Here is an 18,446-nt window from a genome sequence, read left to right on the forward strand (position 1 = left end):
CATGAAGGATTGGCATAAAAGTGTAGTCTATCAAATTTATCCGAAGAGCTTTAATAGTTATTACAATAGAGAAACCGGTGATATAAAAGGGGTTACAGAGAAACTAGATTATTTAAAAGAACTCGGAGTGGATTATATATGGTTAACACCGATATACCAATCACCACAAAATGATAATGGATATGATGTAAGTGATTACTACAGCATTGATCCATCTTACGGAACGATGGAAGAGTTTGAAGAACTTTTAGAGGAAGCGAAAGTACGTAACATTGAGATTATGCTTGATATTGTTGTAAATCATAGTTCGACTGAACATAAGTGGTTTAAAGAAGCGAAGGAAGATAAAAATAGTCCATATCGTAATTACTATATTTGGCGTGATGAAAAAAATAATTGGCAGTCTAAGTTTGGTGGATCTGCTTGGAAATATGATGAGAAGACGGAGCAATATTATTTACATTTATTTGATGAAACACAAGCTGATTTAAATTGGGAAAATGAAAAACTTCGTGAAGAAGTATATGATATGATGCGTTTTTGGCTGGATAAAGGAGTAACAGGATTCCGATTAGATGTCATTAACTTAATTTCAAAAGACCAATGCTTCTTAAACGATGAAGGTAGTACTGCGACAAGTGATGGACGCAAGTATTATACAGATGGTCCGCGTGTTCATGAATATTTACAAGAGATGAACCGAAATGTTTTTGAAGGAAAAGATGTAATTACAGTTGGAGAAATGTCATCTACGACAATTGATAATTGTATTAAATATTCTAATCCTGAGCGTAATGAATTAAGCATGACGTTTAGTTTCCATCATTTAAAAGTAGATTATCCGAATGGTGATAAGTGGACGAAAGCAGAGTTTGATTTTATTAAATTAAAAGAGATTATGTCTAACTGGCAAATTGAAATGCAAAAGGGCGGAGGATGGAATGCGTTATTTTGGTGTAATCATGATCAGCCTCGCATCGTGTCACGCTTTGGTGATGATGGAAAGTACCGAAACGAATCTGCAAAAATGTTAGCGACAGCCATGCACATGCTGCAAGGAACGCCTTATATTTATCAAGGGGAAGAAATCGGTATGACGAATCCTAAATTTGAGTCCATCGAGCAATATCGTGATGTGGAATCGTTAAATATATACGATATAAAGCTAAAAGAAGGGTTATCAAAAGAAGAGATTATAGGGATTTTAAAGCAAAAATCTCGTGACAACTCCCGTACTCCAATGCAGTGGAATGAAGAGATGAACAGTGGCTTTACAACAAGTACACCTTGGATTTCAGTGGCTGAAAACTTTAAAGAAATAAACGTAGAGAAGGCATTAGAAGATAAAGAGTCCGTATTTTATCATTATAAAAAGTTAATAGAACTTAGAAAAACGTATGATGTTCTTACAGAAGGAGAATATGCTATTTTGGATGAAAATCATCCTAAGATTTGGGCATATACACGTACTGTAAATGATGAGGTATTACTTGTTATCAATAACTTCTATGGAGAAGAAATAACGTACTCTGTACAAGCGCACGTTCAATTAGATGGAATGAAACAAGAAGTACTACTGTCGAATTATAAAGATGCCAGCAAGGATATTGCAAAACTTAACTTAAGACCATATGAATCAATTGTGTATCGATATACGAAATAAAAAGGTTGTATGCCCATGCGGCATACAACCTTTTATTTTAGGACACCACTGTACAAAATGTTTACCTCTACCTCAGGTTTGAATTTTACTTTTGCATAATCTTTATTCCAATTTTTCTTCTTCCATAAGTCAGGGTGATAGGCGATAAGGTGTCTGCCGATACCGAAAGCATCACAGTTTGCTTTTTGTAACTTTTTCGTTATCTTTTTAGCTTCTTTCGTAAGTTGTGTAGACAATTCTTTATTTAGTTTTTTTCTTTCATCCATTTTGTAAAGATTATCTCTCGGAGCTTCAAGCGCTATAACTTTTAGTTGGAGCTTAATGTGAGCATAAACATTTCCTTTTTTATCTGTTGTTATTTTTAAGTCGCGTTTTAACTTTCGATTGCTAATTTCCATTGTTAAATAATCAGATGTTTTCTCTGATTCATCGCTAGTAAGCTTTTGGGTTATACGGGCACTTGTTCCCATTTTTCCAGTTAATAATACGAATAAAACAGATTGTTTCAAAGGTAAATGCCCAGTTAATTTATCATTATTAAATAAAGCTAGACCGTTTGTAATCACTTCTTTTCCTTTTATTTTTATAGAAGGGAGGGTAAAGTCTTTACCGGGATCTAACATTTTTGTAGAAGCTGTTTCTAAAGTTTCTTTTGGAAACACACTCATATCTTCTAAACTTTTCACTTTTTTCTTTAGAAAATCTCCAATTAGTAAATTTCCTACTTTCTTTTTTTCTAGTATCTCGGATGTTTCACCATCTACTGCAATAAGTTTTACTAAAGCAGTTGGGTTTGTTGGGTCCCGAAAGCTGACATCTAAATAAGGTAATATACCTTTTTTTAGAATTTTGGTTCCTAGTAATTGAACACCATATTTAAAATAACGAATATTCCCAGTCACATTTTTTTTTAGGGCATCGCTTGTATCCCTTATGTTATGCCCCGTTGCTGAATGTATTTCATTTTCGAATGAAGATTGCTCTCCGCTTGAACTTTTTACGAGCTCGATTGTTTGCTGGAGTTTATTCTCTTCCGTAATATCAGATCCAATACTATAAGCTAACCTTGCTTCCCTTAATGGTTCTTGATCCCAACAGCCAGAAGGGACGGAACTAGCACATAATATAGAAAGTAATTTAACTTTTCTTGTGAACATACTGTTCTCCTTTCTTATTTCGTATCACAGAATAAAGTAGAAATAAAAGAGGGAGGACAACAATAAAAATATACGTGAACTTATCAGTGAAAGTTGAGATTACTTTTAATTCTTCAGGTGTATCTATAAATAAGGCTACACTAAAAGCAATAATACCAATGATTGGAACAGCTTTTTTATGATTAGCAAGATTGAATATATGTCCCACTCCGATTGAAGCAGCGCAATAATAACTAGCGATAGAAGCTGCAACTGTTATCATCCATATGGGAATGAATAGTAAATCCGTCCGGTCTATAATCCCAATATGTAAGGAACGTAATAAGTAAGCAACTGGTTCTGGAATAAGCTCAATTTGTTTTGGACTAAATACGATAAAGCAAATCCAAACAGTAAAAGTATAAAAAAGAGTTACAAATCCGTTAGCGATAGAAATGGCCTTCAGTTTTGCCACAGAACTCCCGTTTACTTTTGGGAAAGCGATAAGAATGATTTCAAAACCATACATAGCTGTAATTGTTTCTTTGGATGCTTGAATAATATTCCACCATCCAGCTTCTGTAATTGGAAAAATATAAGAAAAGTCAGCCCGTGAGAGCCCAAGTCCAATTAAAAGTGCCATTGGGAAAATAAGAATAGAAGCCATGACATAAAATCGTACAATTACTTTAAATGTATTATAGGCTACATAGCAACAAGCTATTGTAAATAGGATGAGAATGGCAGACCAAGGAGTGGCTTGTAATATCCAAACTTTAATGACATTACAAGCGTTCAACATAACCGTCATACCAATAAGCGTAAAATAAAAAACATAAGCAAAACCTAATAGTTTTCCAAACTTATTACCAAATAGCATACAAACACTTTCATACATATCTGCATCAGGAAATCGTTTTAAAAAAAGCCACATAAGTAAAATAATAAGCTGAATTGCAAGCCCGGCGATGAGAGCAGAAATCCATCCGCCACCTTTTGCTATCGGGTGAAGACGGTTAGGTAGAGAAAGGATACCAACTCCGATTTGGCATTGAATAACGAAAAAGGTAAATTGAACGAGCGAAATTTTACTTTGCGTGTTTGTCACCGTCCTCATCCTCTCTCGTTACATGTTGTCGTTGCATTTTTTTCGGTTTTGGATCATGTGGTCGTTCCCAAAACGACCAAATTGGAAGTCTTACAAAAGAATCTTTCATATCTTTTATCCGCATCGGGGCAACAGGAGAAAGATATGGCGTATGAAATGAATGTAATTGACATAAATGAACGAAAGTTATAATGAGACCGAATGATATTCCGACGTATCCGAATATAGCAGCAAGAATCATTAATGGAAAACGAAGAATTCGAACTGCTGAACTCATATCGTTTGATGGAACGAGAAAAGATGAGATTGCAGTTAAAGCTACAACGATAATCATTGTGTAAGAAACGAGTCCGGCTTTTACAATCGCATCACCAATTACTAAACCACCTACAATACCGATTGTTTGTCCAACTCGGCTTGGTAAGCGAATACCAGCTTCCCGTAATAATTCAAAGATTAATTCCATTAAGAGAGCTTCAAAAATAGGAGGAAGTGGTACTTTCTCTAATGAAGCTTTAATTGTATACACAAGTTCGAGCGGCAATACATCAGGATGGAAGGCTACGGTTGCGATATATATAGCTGGTAAGAGAAAGGCAATCAAGAAGCTTACTAGGCGAATCATTCGGACGAAAGAACCAACAATCCAGCGGTTATTATAGTCATCTGGTGATTGGTAAAAAGCAAATAATGTAACAGGAACGATAAGAGCTGTTGGATCTCCATCAGATAAAATAGCAACTCGTCCTTCCATTAAATTTGCTGCGACTCTATCTGGACGCTCTGTATTTAATTGCTGCGGAAATGGTGAGAAAGACGTATCCTCTATAAATTCTTGTATATATCCTGGAGGCATAAGTGCATCTGTCTTAATCGTTTCTAACCTTCTTTTTACTTCTGTAACTAAATCGTCATTCGCTATGTTTTGCATATAAGCAATTGCCACTTTCGTATGCATTTCTTCACCAAGTGTGAAATATTTAATGACGACATGTGGACTTTTTATGAGTTTGCGAATGGAAGCTAAATTGGTTGCTAAGTCTTCTACAAAACCAGTATGCGGTCCACGGACAATTCCTTCATTATCAGGTTCTGCTATATCTCTCTTTAAGGATAGAGCTGTTTCGAAAATACAAAAACTGTCGACGTGTTCATGAAAATATAAGGATTTACCTTGTAATAAAAGCTGCACACCATAATTTAAATTCGTTTCTTTTTTCATATTTAATGTAGAAAAAGCTTTATCTATAGCTAAGTCTGACCGTGTCAATAAAGGCTCAAGAGCTAACTGATGAATTAGATTTGGATCTGCTAAAGATTCGATATATAAGATTATTCCTTTTCCGTTTTGAAAAGGGAGATCTAATTTTTTTATATCATCAGAATGAGAAAGTTTATTTTCAATGTAACTAATGTTCTCCGGAAGTGATGGAAACATATGCTTTTGTTTTTTACTCTCTTGTTGTTCTTTTTTCTCTGTCATAATTTCCACCTCTTTTAAAGTGCAATTGTTTCTGTTAATTTTTGTCGTTTGTGAGAAATTTATGCTTGAATTATTTTTTTTAAAGAGGGTTGAAGGTTACGTTACATTGTCTTTTGTGCATTATTCAATTTCATAGCAGTACTTCTAACATTTGTGTCGAATTAAGAAGATATATAGGAGGGATATATATGGAAATAGCTGTAGAACGTGTTTTTACGAAAGAGATTTTAAAAAGAGCAGCGAATTTGTTTCATGTAACAGTAGAAGAAAAGCCACTTGGAGATTTTGAGAATTATATTTTTAAGGCGGAGGGTGATAATGATGAAGATTACGTATTACGTTTAACACATTCTTCTCATCGTTCTAAACAAGAGGTAGAGGCTGAACTAGATTTTTTACGATATGTTGCGGAGAATGGGGCAAAGGTAGCAGGACCTCTTTATTCAACGTCTCGAAATCTCGTAGAAGAAATCGTAGCAGAGGATGGGACTTTCTTTTTCGCTTCTTTATTTATATATGCAAAAGGTGAGCAAGTAAAAGGAGCAGAATCGCCTTATTGGGGAGATGCTTATTTTGAAGCGTGGGGAAAAGCGATTGGGCAACTGCATCGCCTTAGAACCTGTCTAGAATCTTTTTAATAAAATTGCCACACCGGCCAATAAGCAACTTTGTCTACTGTTTTCAAGTGTTCGTTCACAGTTTTTCCACAGTCTGCGGTAATTTTCCAACCAAGCAAAAGTTCGCTCTACGATCCAGCGTTTGGGTAACACAACAAACTTGTGAAGTTCCGAGCGTTTGATAATTTCAACTGAACAATGAATCGTTTCTTTTATCGATTGTGCAAATGATGGGCCCGTATATCCACCATTACAAAGTATATTTGTCACTTTGTCCAATGATTTTTTATGCTTTTCACACATTTGGATAGCACCTTCTCGATCTGTTATATTCGCAGTTGTTACTTCAATCGCATGAATGAGACCATTGGTGTCTACAGCGATATGTCGTTTGATTCCTGATACTTTCTTTCCCGCATCGTAGCCTTTTTCACTCGCTATCCATGTGTTTTTTACACTTTGTGCATCTACGATGCAGAAGCTTGTCTGTTTTTTTCGCCCCTCTTGTTCACGATAGGTTTCGATCAATTTTTTTATGCACTTTTTCAAGAAGACTTATGCCATTCTCGTCTACTTTCCGCCAAATCTGGTAGTAGGAATAGACGGTTTTCCAGTTTGGAAAGTCCCTTGGCAGATTACGCCATTGACAACCTGTCGTAAGCAAATATAGTACACCGCAGAATACCTCGTACAAATCAACTGTGCGTGGGCGCGTCGTTTTCCGTGCATTTTCTAAATCTTCACGAATCAGTTCAAACTGTTTACGAGTAATATTACTGGTATAATCATGTATCATTAGGAAACATCTTTTTTTGTATAGATTATACCATAGATTTCAGACAGGTTCTTACAATGGATTATCCTAAAACAGACTACCGTGATACGTGGGAAGAAGACGAAAGTGGAATTGTTAATGAATTAGAAGATGGTCAAGTGAAAGAGATTGCAGCGGTATTAATGGATGAAATTAAGGCTCTTCCAGTTGAAAGAGAAACGTTCGGTCTTATGCACGGTGATATTCATCAAGGTAATTTTCATTATGATGGTAAAGAGCTAACAATCTTTGATTTTGATGATGCTGCTTATAATTACTTTATACATGATTTAGCGATGGTTTTATACTACTCTGTTCTATTTACACCGTGGACAGCAGAAGAGAAGACAGATTTTGCTCGTAAACAGTTACAAGTGTTACGAAAAGGATATGAGTATGAGCACAGGCTGGCGGATAGTTGGTATGAATCGTTACCACTATTTTTACGTTTACGTGATATAGGTTTATATGGAACGCTTCAAAAGAAGTTTAAAGGGAAAGATATGCCTGATAACTTCTTGAAATTATCAGAAGAGCTATACGAAAGAATTATTAAAAGAGAAGCAATTGTGAATATATAATACATTTAGTTCAAAACAAAGTATATAAAACAAATATATACTTTGTTTTTTTATACAAAAATATGTTTACTTTATTAAAATAATATTGTCCTAGATTCGGTATGCACTTATAATTTTATATATATTCTGAATATTCTTTATAAAGAAGGAGGGGGAATGTTGGAAACTTTCGTAAATTGGTTAAATAATATTGTTTGGAGTCCAGCACTTGTTTATTTATGTTTAGGAGTAGGTTTATATTTTTCTATTCGAACGAAGTTTTTACAAGTAAGGCACGTAGGAGAAATGGTGAAGCTGACATTTCAAGGAGAAAAATCAGAGGCTGGTGTTTCTTCATTCCAAGCGTTAGCACTTTCGTTATCAGGACGTGTTGGAACAGGAAATATCGCTGGGGTAGCAACAGCCGTTGCATTCGGTGGACCAGGAGCTGTATTTTGGATGTGGGCAGTAGCCTTTTTAGGAGCAGGATCAGCTTATGTAGAATCAACACTCGCGCAAATATATAAGACGAAACATCAAGGACAATTTCGTGGTGGACCTGCTTATTACATTGAAAAAGGTTTAGGTGTGAAATGGTATGCTTTAGTATTCGTTGCAGCGACAATTCTTGCAACGGGGCTTTTACTACCAGGTGTGCAAGCAAATAGTATTGCTGTAAGTTTAGAAACTGCTTTTGGTATTAATACTACCGCATCAGGGGCTATATTAGTTGTCGTATTAGCTCTTATCATTTTCGGTGGAGTAAAGCGAATTGTTAACGTAGCGCAAGTTGTCGTACCGTTTATGGCAATAGGCTATATTTTAGTAGCTTGCGTCATTGTTGCTATGAATATTGAAAAATTGCCAGAAGCATTTATGTTAATTATAAGAAGTGCATTTGCATTAGAAGCTGCTTTCGGTGGTATTATCGGTTTAGCAATCTCTTGGGGGGTAAAACGTGGTATTTATTCCAATGAAGCAGGACAAGGGACTGGACCACACGCAGCAGCAGCAGCCGAAGTATCACATCCAGCTAAGCAAGGTTTAGTGCAAGCATTTTCCGTTTACATTGATACATTATTTGTTTGTTCAGCAACAGCATTTATGATGATTATTACAGGCATGTATAACGTATTTGATGCAAGCGGAAAAAACTTTATCGTTAATAAACTAAATGGTGCTCAGCCAGGACCAGGATATACACAGGCGGCGGTAGAATCTGTTTTTCCTGGATTTGGAAACGGTTTCGTTGCAATCTCGTTATTATTCTTCGCGTTTACAACAATTATGGCGTATTACTACATTGCAGAAACGAATATTGCATACTTAAATCGTGATAAAGACCGTCCTTGGATGTCTATGGTACTAAAGTTTGTATTTTTAGGAGCTGTATTCTATGGCTGTATAAAAACAGCAGCAACAGCTTGGGCTTTAGGCGACATTGGGGTAGGAATTATGGCATGGGTAAATATCATTGCGATTTTACTATTACAAAAACCTGCATTAGTCGCATTAAAGGATTATGAAAAACAGAAAAAAGAAGGAAAAGATCCAGTATTCGATCCAGGGCCATTAGGAATTAAAAATGCTGATTTTTGGGAGCATGAATACGGGAAAGATAAGAAAGAAGAAGTATCTTAACAGAATAGAAATGAAGAAGCAAAGGGGAAACCCTTTGCTTTTTTTTATGGACAAATTGAAGCTAAAAGTTATTTTTGGGACTATTTTTGAATATAAAAAGAATGTACATGCATTGTTAGGGGAAGGGGGAGTATGTTGATAGAATTTCGTAATGTAAATAAATATTATGGTAACTTTCAAGTTTTGAAAAATATTAATGTGCAAGTGAAAAAAAGGGAAGTGGTAGTAGTTGTCGGGCCTTCAGGATCAGGAAAAAGTACATTGCTTCGATGTATAAATCAATTAGAGGCAATTACAGATGGAGAATTAATTGTACAAAATACAGAGGTACACAATAAAAAAACGGACATGAATGAATTGCGGCGAAATATTGGGATGGTCTTTCAACATTTTTATTTATATCCACATAAAACGGTTCTTCAAAATATTACATTAGCACCGATTAAAGTAAATAAAGTTTCCAAAGAAGAAGCAGAGAAAACAGCAATGTTTTATTTAGAGAAAGTAGGAATCCCGGAGAAGGCTAACGTATATCCGCATCAATTATCCGGAGGACAACAGCAACGGGTGGCAATTGCTAGAGGACTTGCAATGCAGCCGGAAATTATGCTATTCGATGAGCCTACGTCTGCTCTTGATCCAGAGATGATTGGAGAGGTACTTGATGTTATGAAAGCACTGGCTAAAGAAGGGATGACAATGGTCGTTGTCACGCATGAAATGGGATTTGCTAGAGAGGTAGCAGATAGGATCTTATTTATGGATGATGGTCAAATTATTGAAGATACAACACCGGCGAACTTTTTTGCAAACCCTGAACAAGAAAGAGCTCGTTTATTTTTAAGTCGGGTGCTAAATCATTAGAGGAGGAATTTCATGCTTAAAATGAAAAAGTTATTTACTTTAATCGTATTTTCATGTTTATTCGTGCTTGTTGTTGCTGGATGCGGAAGTAAGAAAGATGAGGCAAAGGAAACAAATACGAAGCAAGGCGGGGCTGTTGAGCAAATTAAGAAACGAGGGAAATTAGTAGTTGGGGTGAAGAATGATACGAATTTATTTGGATTAAAAAATCCTTCAACAGGGCAGGTAGAAGGATTCGATGTTGATGTCGCGAAGGCACTGGCGAAAAAGATTCTTGGAGATGAAAAGAAGCTAGAGCTGAAAGAAGTAACGTCTAAAACACGTATTCCAATGCTGAAAAATGGTGATATTGATGCAATTATTGCAACAATGACAATTACGGAAGAACGCAAAAAAGAAGTGGATTTTTCAGATGTATATTTTAAAGCAGGACAATCGTTACTTGTGAAAAAAGGAAGCAATATTAAGAGCGTCGATGATATAAAACAAGGCGTTAAAGTATTAGCTGTAAAAGGGTCAACATCTACAAATAACATTCGTCAAAAGTCACCAGAAGCGACTGTATTAGAGTTTGAAAATTATAGTGAGGCATTTACAGCGTTAAAGGCAGGTAAAGGTGATGTGTTAACGACAGATAATGCGATCCTTTACGGAATGGCAAAACAAGATTCTAATTATGAAGTAGTAGGAAAAATTTTCACAGATGAACCGTATGGAATTGCAGTGCAAAAAGGGGCAGATGATTTAACGAAAGAGATTAATACTTTAATTAAAGACATGAAAGCAAGTGGGGAGTATGACAAATTATATGAGAAGTGGATTGGACAAAAACCAGAAAAGTAGATAGTAAAAGTGAGAGGATGAGAGTACTCATCCTCTTCTTGTAAAGAAAGAGGGGAGAATATGTGCCTGATTTTTCTATATTAACGAATAACATTGATATGTATTTAGAAGGGTTTAAATATACAGTTATGTCTAGTGTAATTGCATTGATAGGTAGTTTTATTTTAGGAGTAATTTTGGCAGTAATGCGTATTGCACCTATTCGCATTTTAAATTGGATAGGATCAGCTTTTGTGGAGTTTGTAAGAAATATTCCACTTGTATTAATTGCATTTATATTCTATTTTGCTTTACCTGTAATAGGAATTACTTTAAATGGTTTTGTAGCAGGAACAGTTACGCTTACGGTATATACGGCAGCTTTTATTGCAGAAGTAATTCGCGCTGGTATTTTATCCGTTGCAAAAGGTCAAATGGAAGCAGCACGTTCCTCAGGATTAACGTATGTACAGGGAATGTATTATATTGTTTTACCCCAGGCGATGAAAATCGTAATCCCTCCTTTAGGAAATCAATTTCTCAATTTAGTTAAAAACTCTTCAATACTTGGAATTATTGCTGGTGCTGATTTAATGTATCAAGGAGATTTAATTTCAACGAAGACGTTTGTTACGTTTGATGTTTATATATTTGTCGGGATGTTTTATTTAATATTAACAATTCCGCTCAGTATGCTAGTGCGTTATTTAGAAAAACGCTTAGCAAAGGAGGCGGTGTAAATGGATTTTAAGGGAGCAATTACAGGGGATCATATTCTATTTTTATTAAAAGGATTACTTATAACGTTAGAGGTAGCGCTCGTAGCAATTGTACTTAGCTTTATTATCGGTAGTGTAATAGGAATATTGCGCTACACGAAAATACCTGTCGTCTCACAAATATTAGGAATTATCGTTGAAGTGATTCGAAACTTACCACTACTGTTAATTATATTTTTCACGTATTTTGCACTTCCAGAAGCAGGCTTGAAATTAGAAATTATAACAGCTACAATTGTTGCTTTAACAATATTTGAAGCTGCAATGATATCTGAAATTGTTCGAAGTGGTCTATTATCTATCGAAAAAGGGCAAATCGAAGCAGCGAGGTCTTCCGGATTAACGTATGTTCAAGCGCTGTGGCATATTATTTTGCCACAAGCATTAAGAAGAATGGTCCCGCCACTTGTCAGTCAGTTTATTTCATTGCTGAAAGATACAGCGCTAGCAGTCGTTATATCACTACCAGAGCTTATTCATAATGCTCAAATTATTAGCGGGCAAAATGTGAATTACATGATTCCGACGTTTATAGTAGTAGCTTGTATGTACTTTATAGTAAATTATAGTTTATCAATTTTATCGAGAAGATTAGAACTCCGTTGACTCTTACAATATATGTAAGGGTTTTTTCCTTGTTTCTCCTTATTTTCCTCTAAATAGAATCTAAATCTTGCGATAATTCGATTTTTATATTGTTTTATCAGAAAAGTTTTAATTTTATATAGAAAATGTAATCGCTTTCGTGTATATTTTTATTATCAGAAAATTTTAACAGGATATAGGGGTATGGTAGGGGGAGGATTTAGATGCAGCAACCAACGAATGAGAAATTACATCGTACGATGAAGAGTAGACATTTATTTATGATCGCACTTGGTGGTGTAATCGGGACTGGTTTTTTCTTAGGTTCAGGTTACACCATTAATCAGGCTGGACCAGGGGGAGCCATCCTTTCATATTTAGTAGGCGGATTTATTATGTATTTAACAATGCTTTGTCTTGGAGAGTTAACGGTAGCAATGCCAGTTTCAGGATCTTTCCAAAAGTATGCGACGAAGTTTATTGGACCAGGAACGGGTTTTATGATCGGCTGGCTATATTGGCTTGGCTGGGCAGTAACAGTAGGACTAGAATTAACGTCAATCGGTTTAATGATGAAAAGATGGTTTCCAAATGTTGATGTTTGGGTATGGTGCCTTGTATTCGGCGTTATTTTATATGCTTCAAACGCAATTTCGGCGAAAAGTTATGCTGAATTAGAATTTTGGTTCTCTAGTATTAAAGTAATTACAATTCTTGCATTTGTTGTTCTTGGTGGTAGTGCATTATTAGGGTTTATATCATATGACGGAAAAGAAGCAGCACCTCTTTTCTCTAACTTTGTAAGCGATGGTGGATTATTCCCGAATGGACTAGCTGCCGTATTACTTACAATGATTACAGTTAACTTCTCGTTCCAGGGAACAGAGTTAATCGGGATTGCAGCGGGAGAAAGTGAAAATCCAGAAAAAACAATTCCACGTGCGATTCGTAATACGGTATGGCGCATTATGTTATTCTTCATTTTAACAATGACGATTTTAGTAGGATTAATTTCTTGGAAAGAAGCAGGCGTAATTGAAAGTCCATTCGTAGTCGTATTTGATAAAATTGGTATTCCATACGCAGCTGATATTATGAACTTTGTTATTATTACTGCGTTATTATCTGTAGCGAACTCTGGATTATATGCAGCGACGCGTATACTATGGTCACTTGCAAATGAGGGAATGGCACCAACTTCCTTCCAGAAAGTAAATAAGCGTGGTATTCCAATTACAGCGCTAGTCGTAACGATTGCGGTAGCTGGATTATCTCTATTCACAAGTTTCCTTGCAGAAGATACAGTATACATGTATTTATTATCGATAGCTGGTTTATCGGCTGTTTCAAGTTGGATCATTATTGCTCTATCGCAACTTCGCTTTAGAAGTCAGTATATAAAAGGCGGAGGAAAGTTAGAGGACTTAAAGTATAGAACACCACTATACCCAATTGTCCCGATTTTAGCCTTAATTACAAATAGCATTGTTGTTATTAGTTTAGCGTTTATTCCTGAACAAAGAATGGCGTTATACTGTGGTATTCCATTTATCATTTTCTGCTATATATATTATTATATTAGTAAGAAACGGCAGAAACCGATGAAAGTGGAGATGGAAAAAACAAATGAAACTAACAATCAAACACGATGATATAGAAGCAGATTTATCGTATGGTCAATTAGCGATTGGAAAAGAAAACGGGTATTCACCGTTACAATTACTCATTTCTTCTATCGCAGGATGTAGTGCAATTGTCTTTCGAACAATTTTAGAAAAGAAACGTATTACATATGATACGTTTACAATCGAAACTGAAATTGGTAGAAGTGAAGCTTTATCGAAGCCAGTTGAAAGTGTTCATTTGCACTATAAAATTAAAGCGCAAAACATTACAGAAGAGCAGCTGGACAAGGCGCTGCAACTTGCAGTGAAAAATTGTACGATTGTTCAATCTGTAAAAGATAGTATAAAGGTTACGGAAACAATTGAATTAATAAAGTGAAACTGTAATCAGTGGGAGTGTTTATCCCCCACTGATTACTAGTTGAACCAATCGGGCTTTTACGGGCAGTTGATCTCCTATTTCACTTCTTTGCTTTACAGCAGAATTTTGAGATAGGGATCTTACTGCCCGTTAATGCGGGATAAAATGAAACATAAAAACGTGAGAATACGGCTCTCACGTTTTTATGTTTTTAATAAAGGGAGAAAGTATGATGGAATGTTTAGGTTGTAAATTAGCAAATGAAGAGGAAAAAATATATAAAATATATGAAGATGACTATGTAACATGTTTTTTAGATCATGAACCTTTCTATACAGGACATACTTTAATTGTGCCAAAGCAACATGTTGTAGAAGTAGACGAATTAGATGATGTTGTAGCAAAATCCATTATGGATGCTTCTAAGCTGATTGCAAAAGCGATTAAGGTATTATATAAACCTGACGGAATTACAGTTTGTCAAAATGGTGGAGTATTTAACGAGTTAACACATTATCATATGCATGTCGTACCAAGATATAAAGAGCGTTCGTTTGCTGAGTTTTATATGGTACAGCCAGCAGAAAAGCAGAATCATAACTTGGAAGAGACAAAGAATTTGTTAAAAGAAGCGATAGAGCATATGCTGCTTACTGAAAAGGCGTAGCGGTCAGGAAAATTCTAATATTAAAAAGCCCAATTTCTCAGTTAAAATAGAGAAATTGGGCTTTTGTTTATTCTATTATTAAATTTTATACATAAAAAGATTTTGCAGTGTCACAAAGTATAGCGCTTATTCGTTATATAGAGTGAGAGGAGGGATTATATGAAAGTTACAAACAACGATTATGAAAAGATGGAAGAGCTATATGAGTTGTATGAACAAAAGATTTATTATGTAGCGTATTCTATTTTAAATAATATTCAACAGGCTGAAGATGCGGTTCAAGAGACGTTTATTACTCTTTATAAGAACTTGGAAAAGCTCCATAGCTTGGCTACTCAAGAGCTTAAACGCTACATTTTGAGGGTCGCGAAAAACAAGGCGATTGATAGTTACCGGAAAAACAAACGACATGAAACATTTTTAGAAGAATACGAAAGAGAATCAACAGAAGCAGTAGATGAAAATATTGAAGAGTGGGAAAAACGTGTAATGTCCGAGGTTCAAATTGATGCATTGTTAAAAGAGTTAAATGAGTCTAATAGACAGGTGTTTAAGTACAAAGTCTTCTATAACTTAACGTATCAAGAAATTTCAAGTGTCATGGGGATAAACGAGGCCAATGTCCGCAAGCAGTTTGAGCGTGCTCGAAAACGAGTCCAAAATATGATAGGAGGTATAAAACATGACGAATTCAAAGAACTCCAAAGAAATATATGAACTTGCTGAAAAAATTGCTTTAGATGATTTTGATAAACTCAAAGAACAACATGAATTTTCACATACATATACGCGCAAAAAGAAGTTGTTTATGGAGGAAATGAAGCTGAAAAATGGACAACCACAGAAAAAGCGTAAAAAACATCGTATGTTAATCGCTGCTGCTTGCTTATTGATTGGTATGCCGACAACCGTTTTTGGTGCAGTAAAAGTCTATAATATGATTGTTCAGAAACAAAATTACGAAGTAAATGTTTCCTTAACAAATAAGGATTCGAAAAAGAGTGATCAGTGGTATAAGTTGAAGATTGGTAAATTGCCAGAAAATATGGAAGCAATTGATGACTCTGCTATGAAATATTCCTTTAAAGATAACTACGCAATGGGTGGATTTTCATTCGTTCTTTGGAGAGTAGGAGGGAATTCAGATTTTCCAACTCTGTACTCGAAAAATTATGAAGAAAAAGAGATAAATGGTAAGAAGGCAGTAATTGTTCATAGAGAAAATGGTAATAAAGATTTAATGTTTAATAGAGTAATTTTTCTCTATTTTGAGGAAGAAGGAATTATGTTACAAAGTTATATTGGAAATGATATAAACGAAGAACAAATGATAGATGTGCTAGGGAGCATTTCACTTGAGCCCACGTCAAAAGAAAAGTCATCATATATAAGCGATTATGATAAAAAGTATTTTAGCCAAGAAAGTAAAACAACGAAGGTAATTCCTTTGAAGAAGGATAGCAAACGACTATTTCATATAGGGCAAAAGGTTCCAGTAACGATATCTATGGATAACAGTCAAATTGAATATGTGATAGAAAAAGTTGAAGCCTTTGATTCAATCAAAGATTTTAAACAAGAGAACTTTAATGAAATGGGCTTAGGAATACTAAGCAGGAATCAAGCTTTGGATCAAGCTGGAAAATTGATACCATATAGAAGGGATAAATATAAAATTGGAAATGGTAAAGATTCAATTGATCAATTAGTAGAATCAAAATTAATTCATCCTAAATTTGTCTACCTGACAACAACAGTGAAAAATATAGGTAAACAGGCGACAGAAGAAATCTATATGACTCCATCTATAAAAGTTCTTGAAGATAAAGGAAATGCATGGCAGTATGCTGGGAAAGATGGAATCGCAGAAAAAAATATTATGACGGGCGAAGTTGATTATTTAGAGCCTCATGGAGACGGGAAAAGCTTTTACAATATTGGCAGTATCACACCAGGACAAACGGTGAAAGTTAACTTAGGTTATTTTGTAGATGAGGATAAACTAGATTCAATCTTCCTTGATGCTTTCCATTACAGAGGGAATGGAAGTACTGAAAATATGAATGCATCATATCGTTGGTGGATTGATATTCGTCAATAGTAACAAAGAGACTAAAAAGCTGCTTACATCTAGCAGCTTTTTTCGTCTTCATACATATGTAAAATTTCTTTCGCACGTATACGTAAACCATCTATTAATTCTTTCGGTTCTAACACTTTTGCATCTTTTCCAAGCCTATAAAATAAAGGGGTAATAAAATTAATTTCACCTTTATCAATTGTTGAATGTATATATCCTGTCCCGTCCTCATTTACTACAACGAATTCTTCAAGGTAAGGCACGCTTTTACATTGGCGCACACCTTCTGTCGTTAATAAAACATGTAACTGGATAGGAATGTTTATGACGTTAGAGCTAGAGTCAAACCATTCTTCTAAATTCATGAACGTACTTTCACTTTCTTCTGTTGATAATATAGAAAGAATACGATCAACGCGATACAGTAATACTTTTTTTCTACTGAAGTCATAGGACGGTAAATACCATAGCCCGTCATGAGCATATACACCGATAGGATGAACGTGTTTTGTTTTTAACCCCGATTTAGATTTGTATTGAAAGTGTAAATTTTTATTTTCAATAGCCGCGGTTAACACTTCGTTTAAAAGAGGTGTATCAATTGTGCGCTTCGGATTCCAAAAAGCGATGTAAGAACGTATTTTATCAACTTTCGTTTTTGCATCATGTTGTAGGGAGCTATACAGTTTATGTGTAACGGAATTGATTTCTGTGTTAAAAGGTAAGTCGCGATAGTAACTTAAAGATTGAAAAGCAAAAAAGATAGAGACTGCTTCTTCTTCCGTAAATAAAATAGGCGGAATTACTCTATTCGTTAATACTTTATAGCCGCCGTTACGGCCTTGTTCTGCGTAAATGGGCAACCCCATATCACTTAAATCTAAAATGTATCTATGGACAGTACGAACGGAGATATTAAATTCATCAGCTATTTCTTGCGCTGTAAATGTCTTTTTGGCAGAAGCAAATATAAGAATATCTAATAAGCGTTTAGCTTTTGACAAATGTATCACCTTTTTTCTTTTTAACATGACATAAATTGTCATGTTTTATTGTTAGTATATTGTTTACATCATATGTTATCAAGGTGAGATGCAAGGAGGAAAAGATATGTCACGTGAAATAGTTTTATTTATTGCGGCGAGCTTAGATGGATATATTGCGAAAGAAAATGATGATTTAGAGTGGTTAATGGAAACAGAAGGAGAGGGAGATAACGGTTATACAGAAATGTATGAAACAATTGATACAATAATTATGGGAAAGAAAACGTACGACTATGTAGTAGAGCATACGGAAACATTCCCGTACTTAGATAAATCATGTTATGTTTTTTCTCGTTCAGAAAAAGGTTCAGACGGAAATGTAGAGTTTGTAAATGAAGATGTAGTGGAGTTTACAAAAAGGTTAAAAGCAAAAGAAGGATCTAAAATATGGATGGTTGGTGGAGGAGAGCTACTGAGAGAATTCTTTAAGAATAATCTAATTGATGAATATGTTGTTACGATTACACCGCATATATTAGGTTCTGGAGTTCCGTTATTTCAAGACAAGAACCCAGAAATTAATTTAACTTTGACGGATACGAAACGTTTTGGGCAATTTGTAAATTTATATTATAAAGTAAAATGATAAAGAAAC

At 35.1% G+C, this 18,446-nt stretch carries 17 protein-coding genes and 2 pseudogenes; 14 read left to right on the plus strand and 5 right to left on the minus strand.

The genetic code is table 11. The features are described from left to right. The first annotated feature begins 1 nt into the window (after position 1). The gene (treC, locus tag V6946_RS03145) at positions 2 to 1,663 is read left to right on the plus strand and encodes an alpha,alpha-phosphotrehalase (RefSeq protein ID WP_006919523.1); all 1,662 of its coding nucleotides are present in this window, start codon (positions 2 to 4) and stop codon (positions 1,661 to 1,663) included. Positions 1,664 to 1,695: 32 nt separating this feature from the next. On the opposite strand, the gene gerKC is transcribed toward treC, so the two are convergent. The 3 genes from gerKC to gerKA are packed head-to-tail and all read right to left on the minus strand — an operon-like array spanning position 1,696 to position 5,390. Beyond that, positions 1,696 to 2,820: a spore germination protein GerKC gene (gene gerKC / locus V6946_RS03150; RefSeq protein WP_366981999.1), complete on the minus strand. Its 1,125-nt coding sequence runs from the start codon at positions 2,818 to 2,820 to the stop codon at positions 1,696 to 1,698. Continuing rightward, the gene (locus V6946_RS03155; RefSeq protein ID WP_044306393.1) at positions 2,801 to 3,907 is read right to left on the minus strand and encodes a GerAB/ArcD/ProY family transporter; all 1,107 of its coding nucleotides are present in this window, start codon (positions 3,905 to 3,907) and stop codon (positions 2,801 to 2,803) included. Before V6946_RS03155 ends, gerKC begins: the two co-directional genes overlap by 20 nt. Continuing rightward, the gene (gerKA, locus tag V6946_RS03160) at positions 3,888 to 5,390 is read right to left on the minus strand and encodes a spore germination protein GerKA (RefSeq protein ID WP_000136667.1); all 1,503 of its coding nucleotides are present in this window, start codon (positions 5,388 to 5,390) and stop codon (positions 3,888 to 3,890) included. Before gerKA ends, V6946_RS03155 begins: the two co-directional genes overlap by 20 nt. Positions 5,391 to 5,578: 188 nt before the next feature. Here gerKA and V6946_RS03165 point away from each other — a divergent pair. Next, positions 5,579 to 6,004 (plus strand): annotated as a pseudogene (locus V6946_RS03165) (phosphotransferase); the annotation flags it as partial. 9 nt (positions 6,005 to 6,013) lie between these two features. On the opposite strand, the gene V6946_RS03170 reads toward V6946_RS03165, so the two are convergent. Further along, a protein-coding gene (locus V6946_RS03170; RefSeq protein ID WP_406622211.1) for an IS5 family transposase occupies positions 6,014 to 6,803 on the minus strand; the annotation gives its coding sequence in 2 pieces (ribosomal slippage) (positions 6,014 to 6,544 and positions 6,546 to 6,803; 789 coding nt in all). A 50-nt stretch (positions 6,804 to 6,853) separates the two neighbouring features. Between V6946_RS03170 and V6946_RS03175 the strand changes: the two are divergent. From V6946_RS03175 to V6946_RS03225, 11 genes and pseudogenes are all read left to right on the plus strand, one after another. Further along, a pseudogene (locus V6946_RS03175) lies at positions 6,854 to 7,402 on the plus strand (phosphotransferase enzyme family protein); the annotation flags it as partial. Between the two features lie 159 nt (positions 7,403 to 7,561). Further along, positions 7,562 to 9,022, plus strand: coding sequence for a sodium:alanine symporter family protein (locus V6946_RS03180; RefSeq protein WP_000447396.1), 1,461 nt, complete (start codon positions 7,562 to 7,564; stop codon positions 9,020 to 9,022). 132 nt (positions 9,023 to 9,154) lie between these two features. Further along, on the plus strand, positions 9,155 to 9,886 hold the full coding sequence (locus tag V6946_RS03185; RefSeq protein WP_366982204.1) for an amino acid ABC transporter ATP-binding protein: 732 nt from the start codon (positions 9,155 to 9,157) through the stop codon (positions 9,884 to 9,886). 12 nt (positions 9,887 to 9,898) lie between these two features. Next, positions 9,899 to 10,729: a glutamine ABC transporter substrate-binding protein GlnH gene (gene glnH / locus V6946_RS03190; RefSeq protein WP_000916491.1), complete on the plus strand. Its 831-nt coding sequence runs from the start codon at positions 9,899 to 9,901 to the stop codon at positions 10,727 to 10,729. A gap of 62 nt (positions 10,730 to 10,791) precedes the next feature. Beyond that, positions 10,792 to 11,448, plus strand: coding sequence for an amino acid ABC transporter permease (locus V6946_RS03195; protein WP_006917996.1), 657 nt, complete (start codon positions 10,792 to 10,794; stop codon positions 11,446 to 11,448). After that, positions 11,449 to 12,093: an amino acid ABC transporter permease gene (locus tag V6946_RS03200; protein ID WP_000345978.1), complete on the plus strand. Its 645-nt coding sequence runs from the start codon at positions 11,449 to 11,451 to the stop codon at positions 12,091 to 12,093. 203 nt (positions 12,094 to 12,296) lie between these two features. Beyond that, entirely contained in the window at positions 12,297 to 13,724 is a 1,428-nt protein-coding gene (locus V6946_RS03205; RefSeq protein WP_001187097.1) for an amino acid permease, read from the plus strand. Continuing rightward, positions 13,699 to 14,076 (plus strand): OsmC family protein, encoded by a 378-nt coding sequence (locus tag V6946_RS03210; protein ID WP_006918002.1) that lies wholly within the window; start codon positions 13,699 to 13,701, stop codon positions 14,074 to 14,076. Before V6946_RS03205 ends, V6946_RS03210 begins: the two co-directional genes overlap by 26 nt. Positions 14,077 to 14,263: 187 nt before the next feature. Then, positions 14,264 to 14,725: an HIT family protein gene (locus V6946_RS03215; RefSeq protein ID WP_002023251.1), complete on the plus strand. Its 462-nt coding sequence runs from the start codon at positions 14,264 to 14,266 to the stop codon at positions 14,723 to 14,725. A 159-nt stretch (positions 14,726 to 14,884) separates the two neighbouring features. Next, entirely contained in the window at positions 14,885 to 15,442 is a 558-nt protein-coding gene (locus tag V6946_RS03220; protein ID WP_000869271.1) for an RNA polymerase sigma factor, read from the plus strand. Further along, a complete protein-coding gene (locus V6946_RS03225) occupies positions 15,408 to 16,826 on the plus strand; it encodes a DUF4367 domain-containing protein (RefSeq protein WP_000185120.1) in 1,419 nt (472 codons plus the stop codon). The genes V6946_RS03220 and V6946_RS03225 overlap by 35 nt, the downstream gene beginning before the upstream one ends. A 29-nt stretch (positions 16,827 to 16,855) precedes the next feature. Here the strand turns inward: V6946_RS03225 and V6946_RS03230 are convergent, their stop codons facing one another. Beyond that, the gene (locus V6946_RS03230; protein ID WP_196812991.1) at positions 16,856 to 17,851 is read right to left on the minus strand and encodes a YafY family protein; all 996 of its coding nucleotides are present in this window, start codon (positions 17,849 to 17,851) and stop codon (positions 16,856 to 16,858) included. Between the two features lie 64 nt (positions 17,852 to 17,915). Between V6946_RS03230 and V6946_RS03235 the strand changes: the two genes are divergently transcribed. Beyond that, a complete protein-coding gene (locus tag V6946_RS03235) occupies positions 17,916 to 18,437 on the plus strand; it encodes a dihydrofolate reductase family protein (protein WP_000085783.1) in 522 nt (173 codons plus the stop codon). Positions 18,438 to 18,446: the final 9 nt, after the last annotated feature.

It is taken from the genome of Bacillus sp. PPSBB_2 (assembly GCF_045291115.1).
In the GTDB taxonomy this organism is placed as follows: domain Bacteria; phylum Bacillota; class Bacilli; order Bacillales; family Bacillaceae_G; genus Bacillus_A; species Bacillus_A cereus.

Excerpts from the sequence above, each read along its gene's own strand:
- V6946_RS03200 (WP_000345978.1), top strand. The coding sequence starts at position 11,449 with ATGGATTTTAAGGGAGCAATTACAGGGGATCATATTCTATTTTTATTA.
- V6946_RS03235 (WP_000085783.1), top strand. The coding sequence starts at position 17,916 with ATGTCACGTGAAATAGTTTTATTTATTGCGGCGAGCTTAGATGGATAT.
- V6946_RS03220 (WP_000869271.1), top strand. The coding sequence starts at position 14,885 with ATGAAAGTTACAAACAACGATTATGAAAAGATGGAAGAGCTATATGAG.
- glnH (WP_000916491.1), top strand. The coding sequence starts at position 9,899 with ATGCTTAAAATGAAAAAGTTATTTACTTTAATCGTATTTTCATGTTTA.
- V6946_RS03225 (WP_000185120.1), top strand. The coding sequence starts at position 15,408 with ATGACGAATTCAAAGAACTCCAAAGAAATATATGAACTTGCTGAAAAA.
- treC (WP_006919523.1), top strand. The coding sequence starts at position 2 with ATGAAGGATTGGCATAAAAGTGTAGTCTATCAAATTTATCCGAAGAGC.
- V6946_RS03210 (WP_006918002.1), top strand. The coding sequence starts at position 13,699 with ATGAAACTAACAATCAAACACGATGATATAGAAGCAGATTTATCGTAT.
- gerKA (WP_000136667.1), bottom strand. The coding sequence starts at position 5,390 with ATGACAGAGAAAAAAGAACAACAAGAGAGTAAAAAACAAAAGCATATG.
- V6946_RS03230 (WP_196812991.1), bottom strand. The coding sequence starts at position 17,851 with ATGACAATTTATGTCATGTTAAAAAGAAAAAAGGTGATACATTTGTCA.
- gerKC (WP_366981999.1), bottom strand. The coding sequence starts at position 2,820 with ATGTTCACAAGAAAAGTTAAATTACTTTCTATATTATGTGCTAGTTCC.
- V6946_RS03215 (WP_002023251.1), top strand. The coding sequence starts at position 14,264 with ATGTTTTTAATAAAGGGAGAAAGTATGATGGAATGTTTAGGTTGTAAA.
- V6946_RS03205 (WP_001187097.1), top strand. The coding sequence starts at position 12,297 with ATGCAGCAACCAACGAATGAGAAATTACATCGTACGATGAAGAGTAGA.
- V6946_RS03185 (WP_366982204.1), top strand. The coding sequence starts at position 9,155 with ATGTTGATAGAATTTCGTAATGTAAATAAATATTATGGTAACTTTCAA.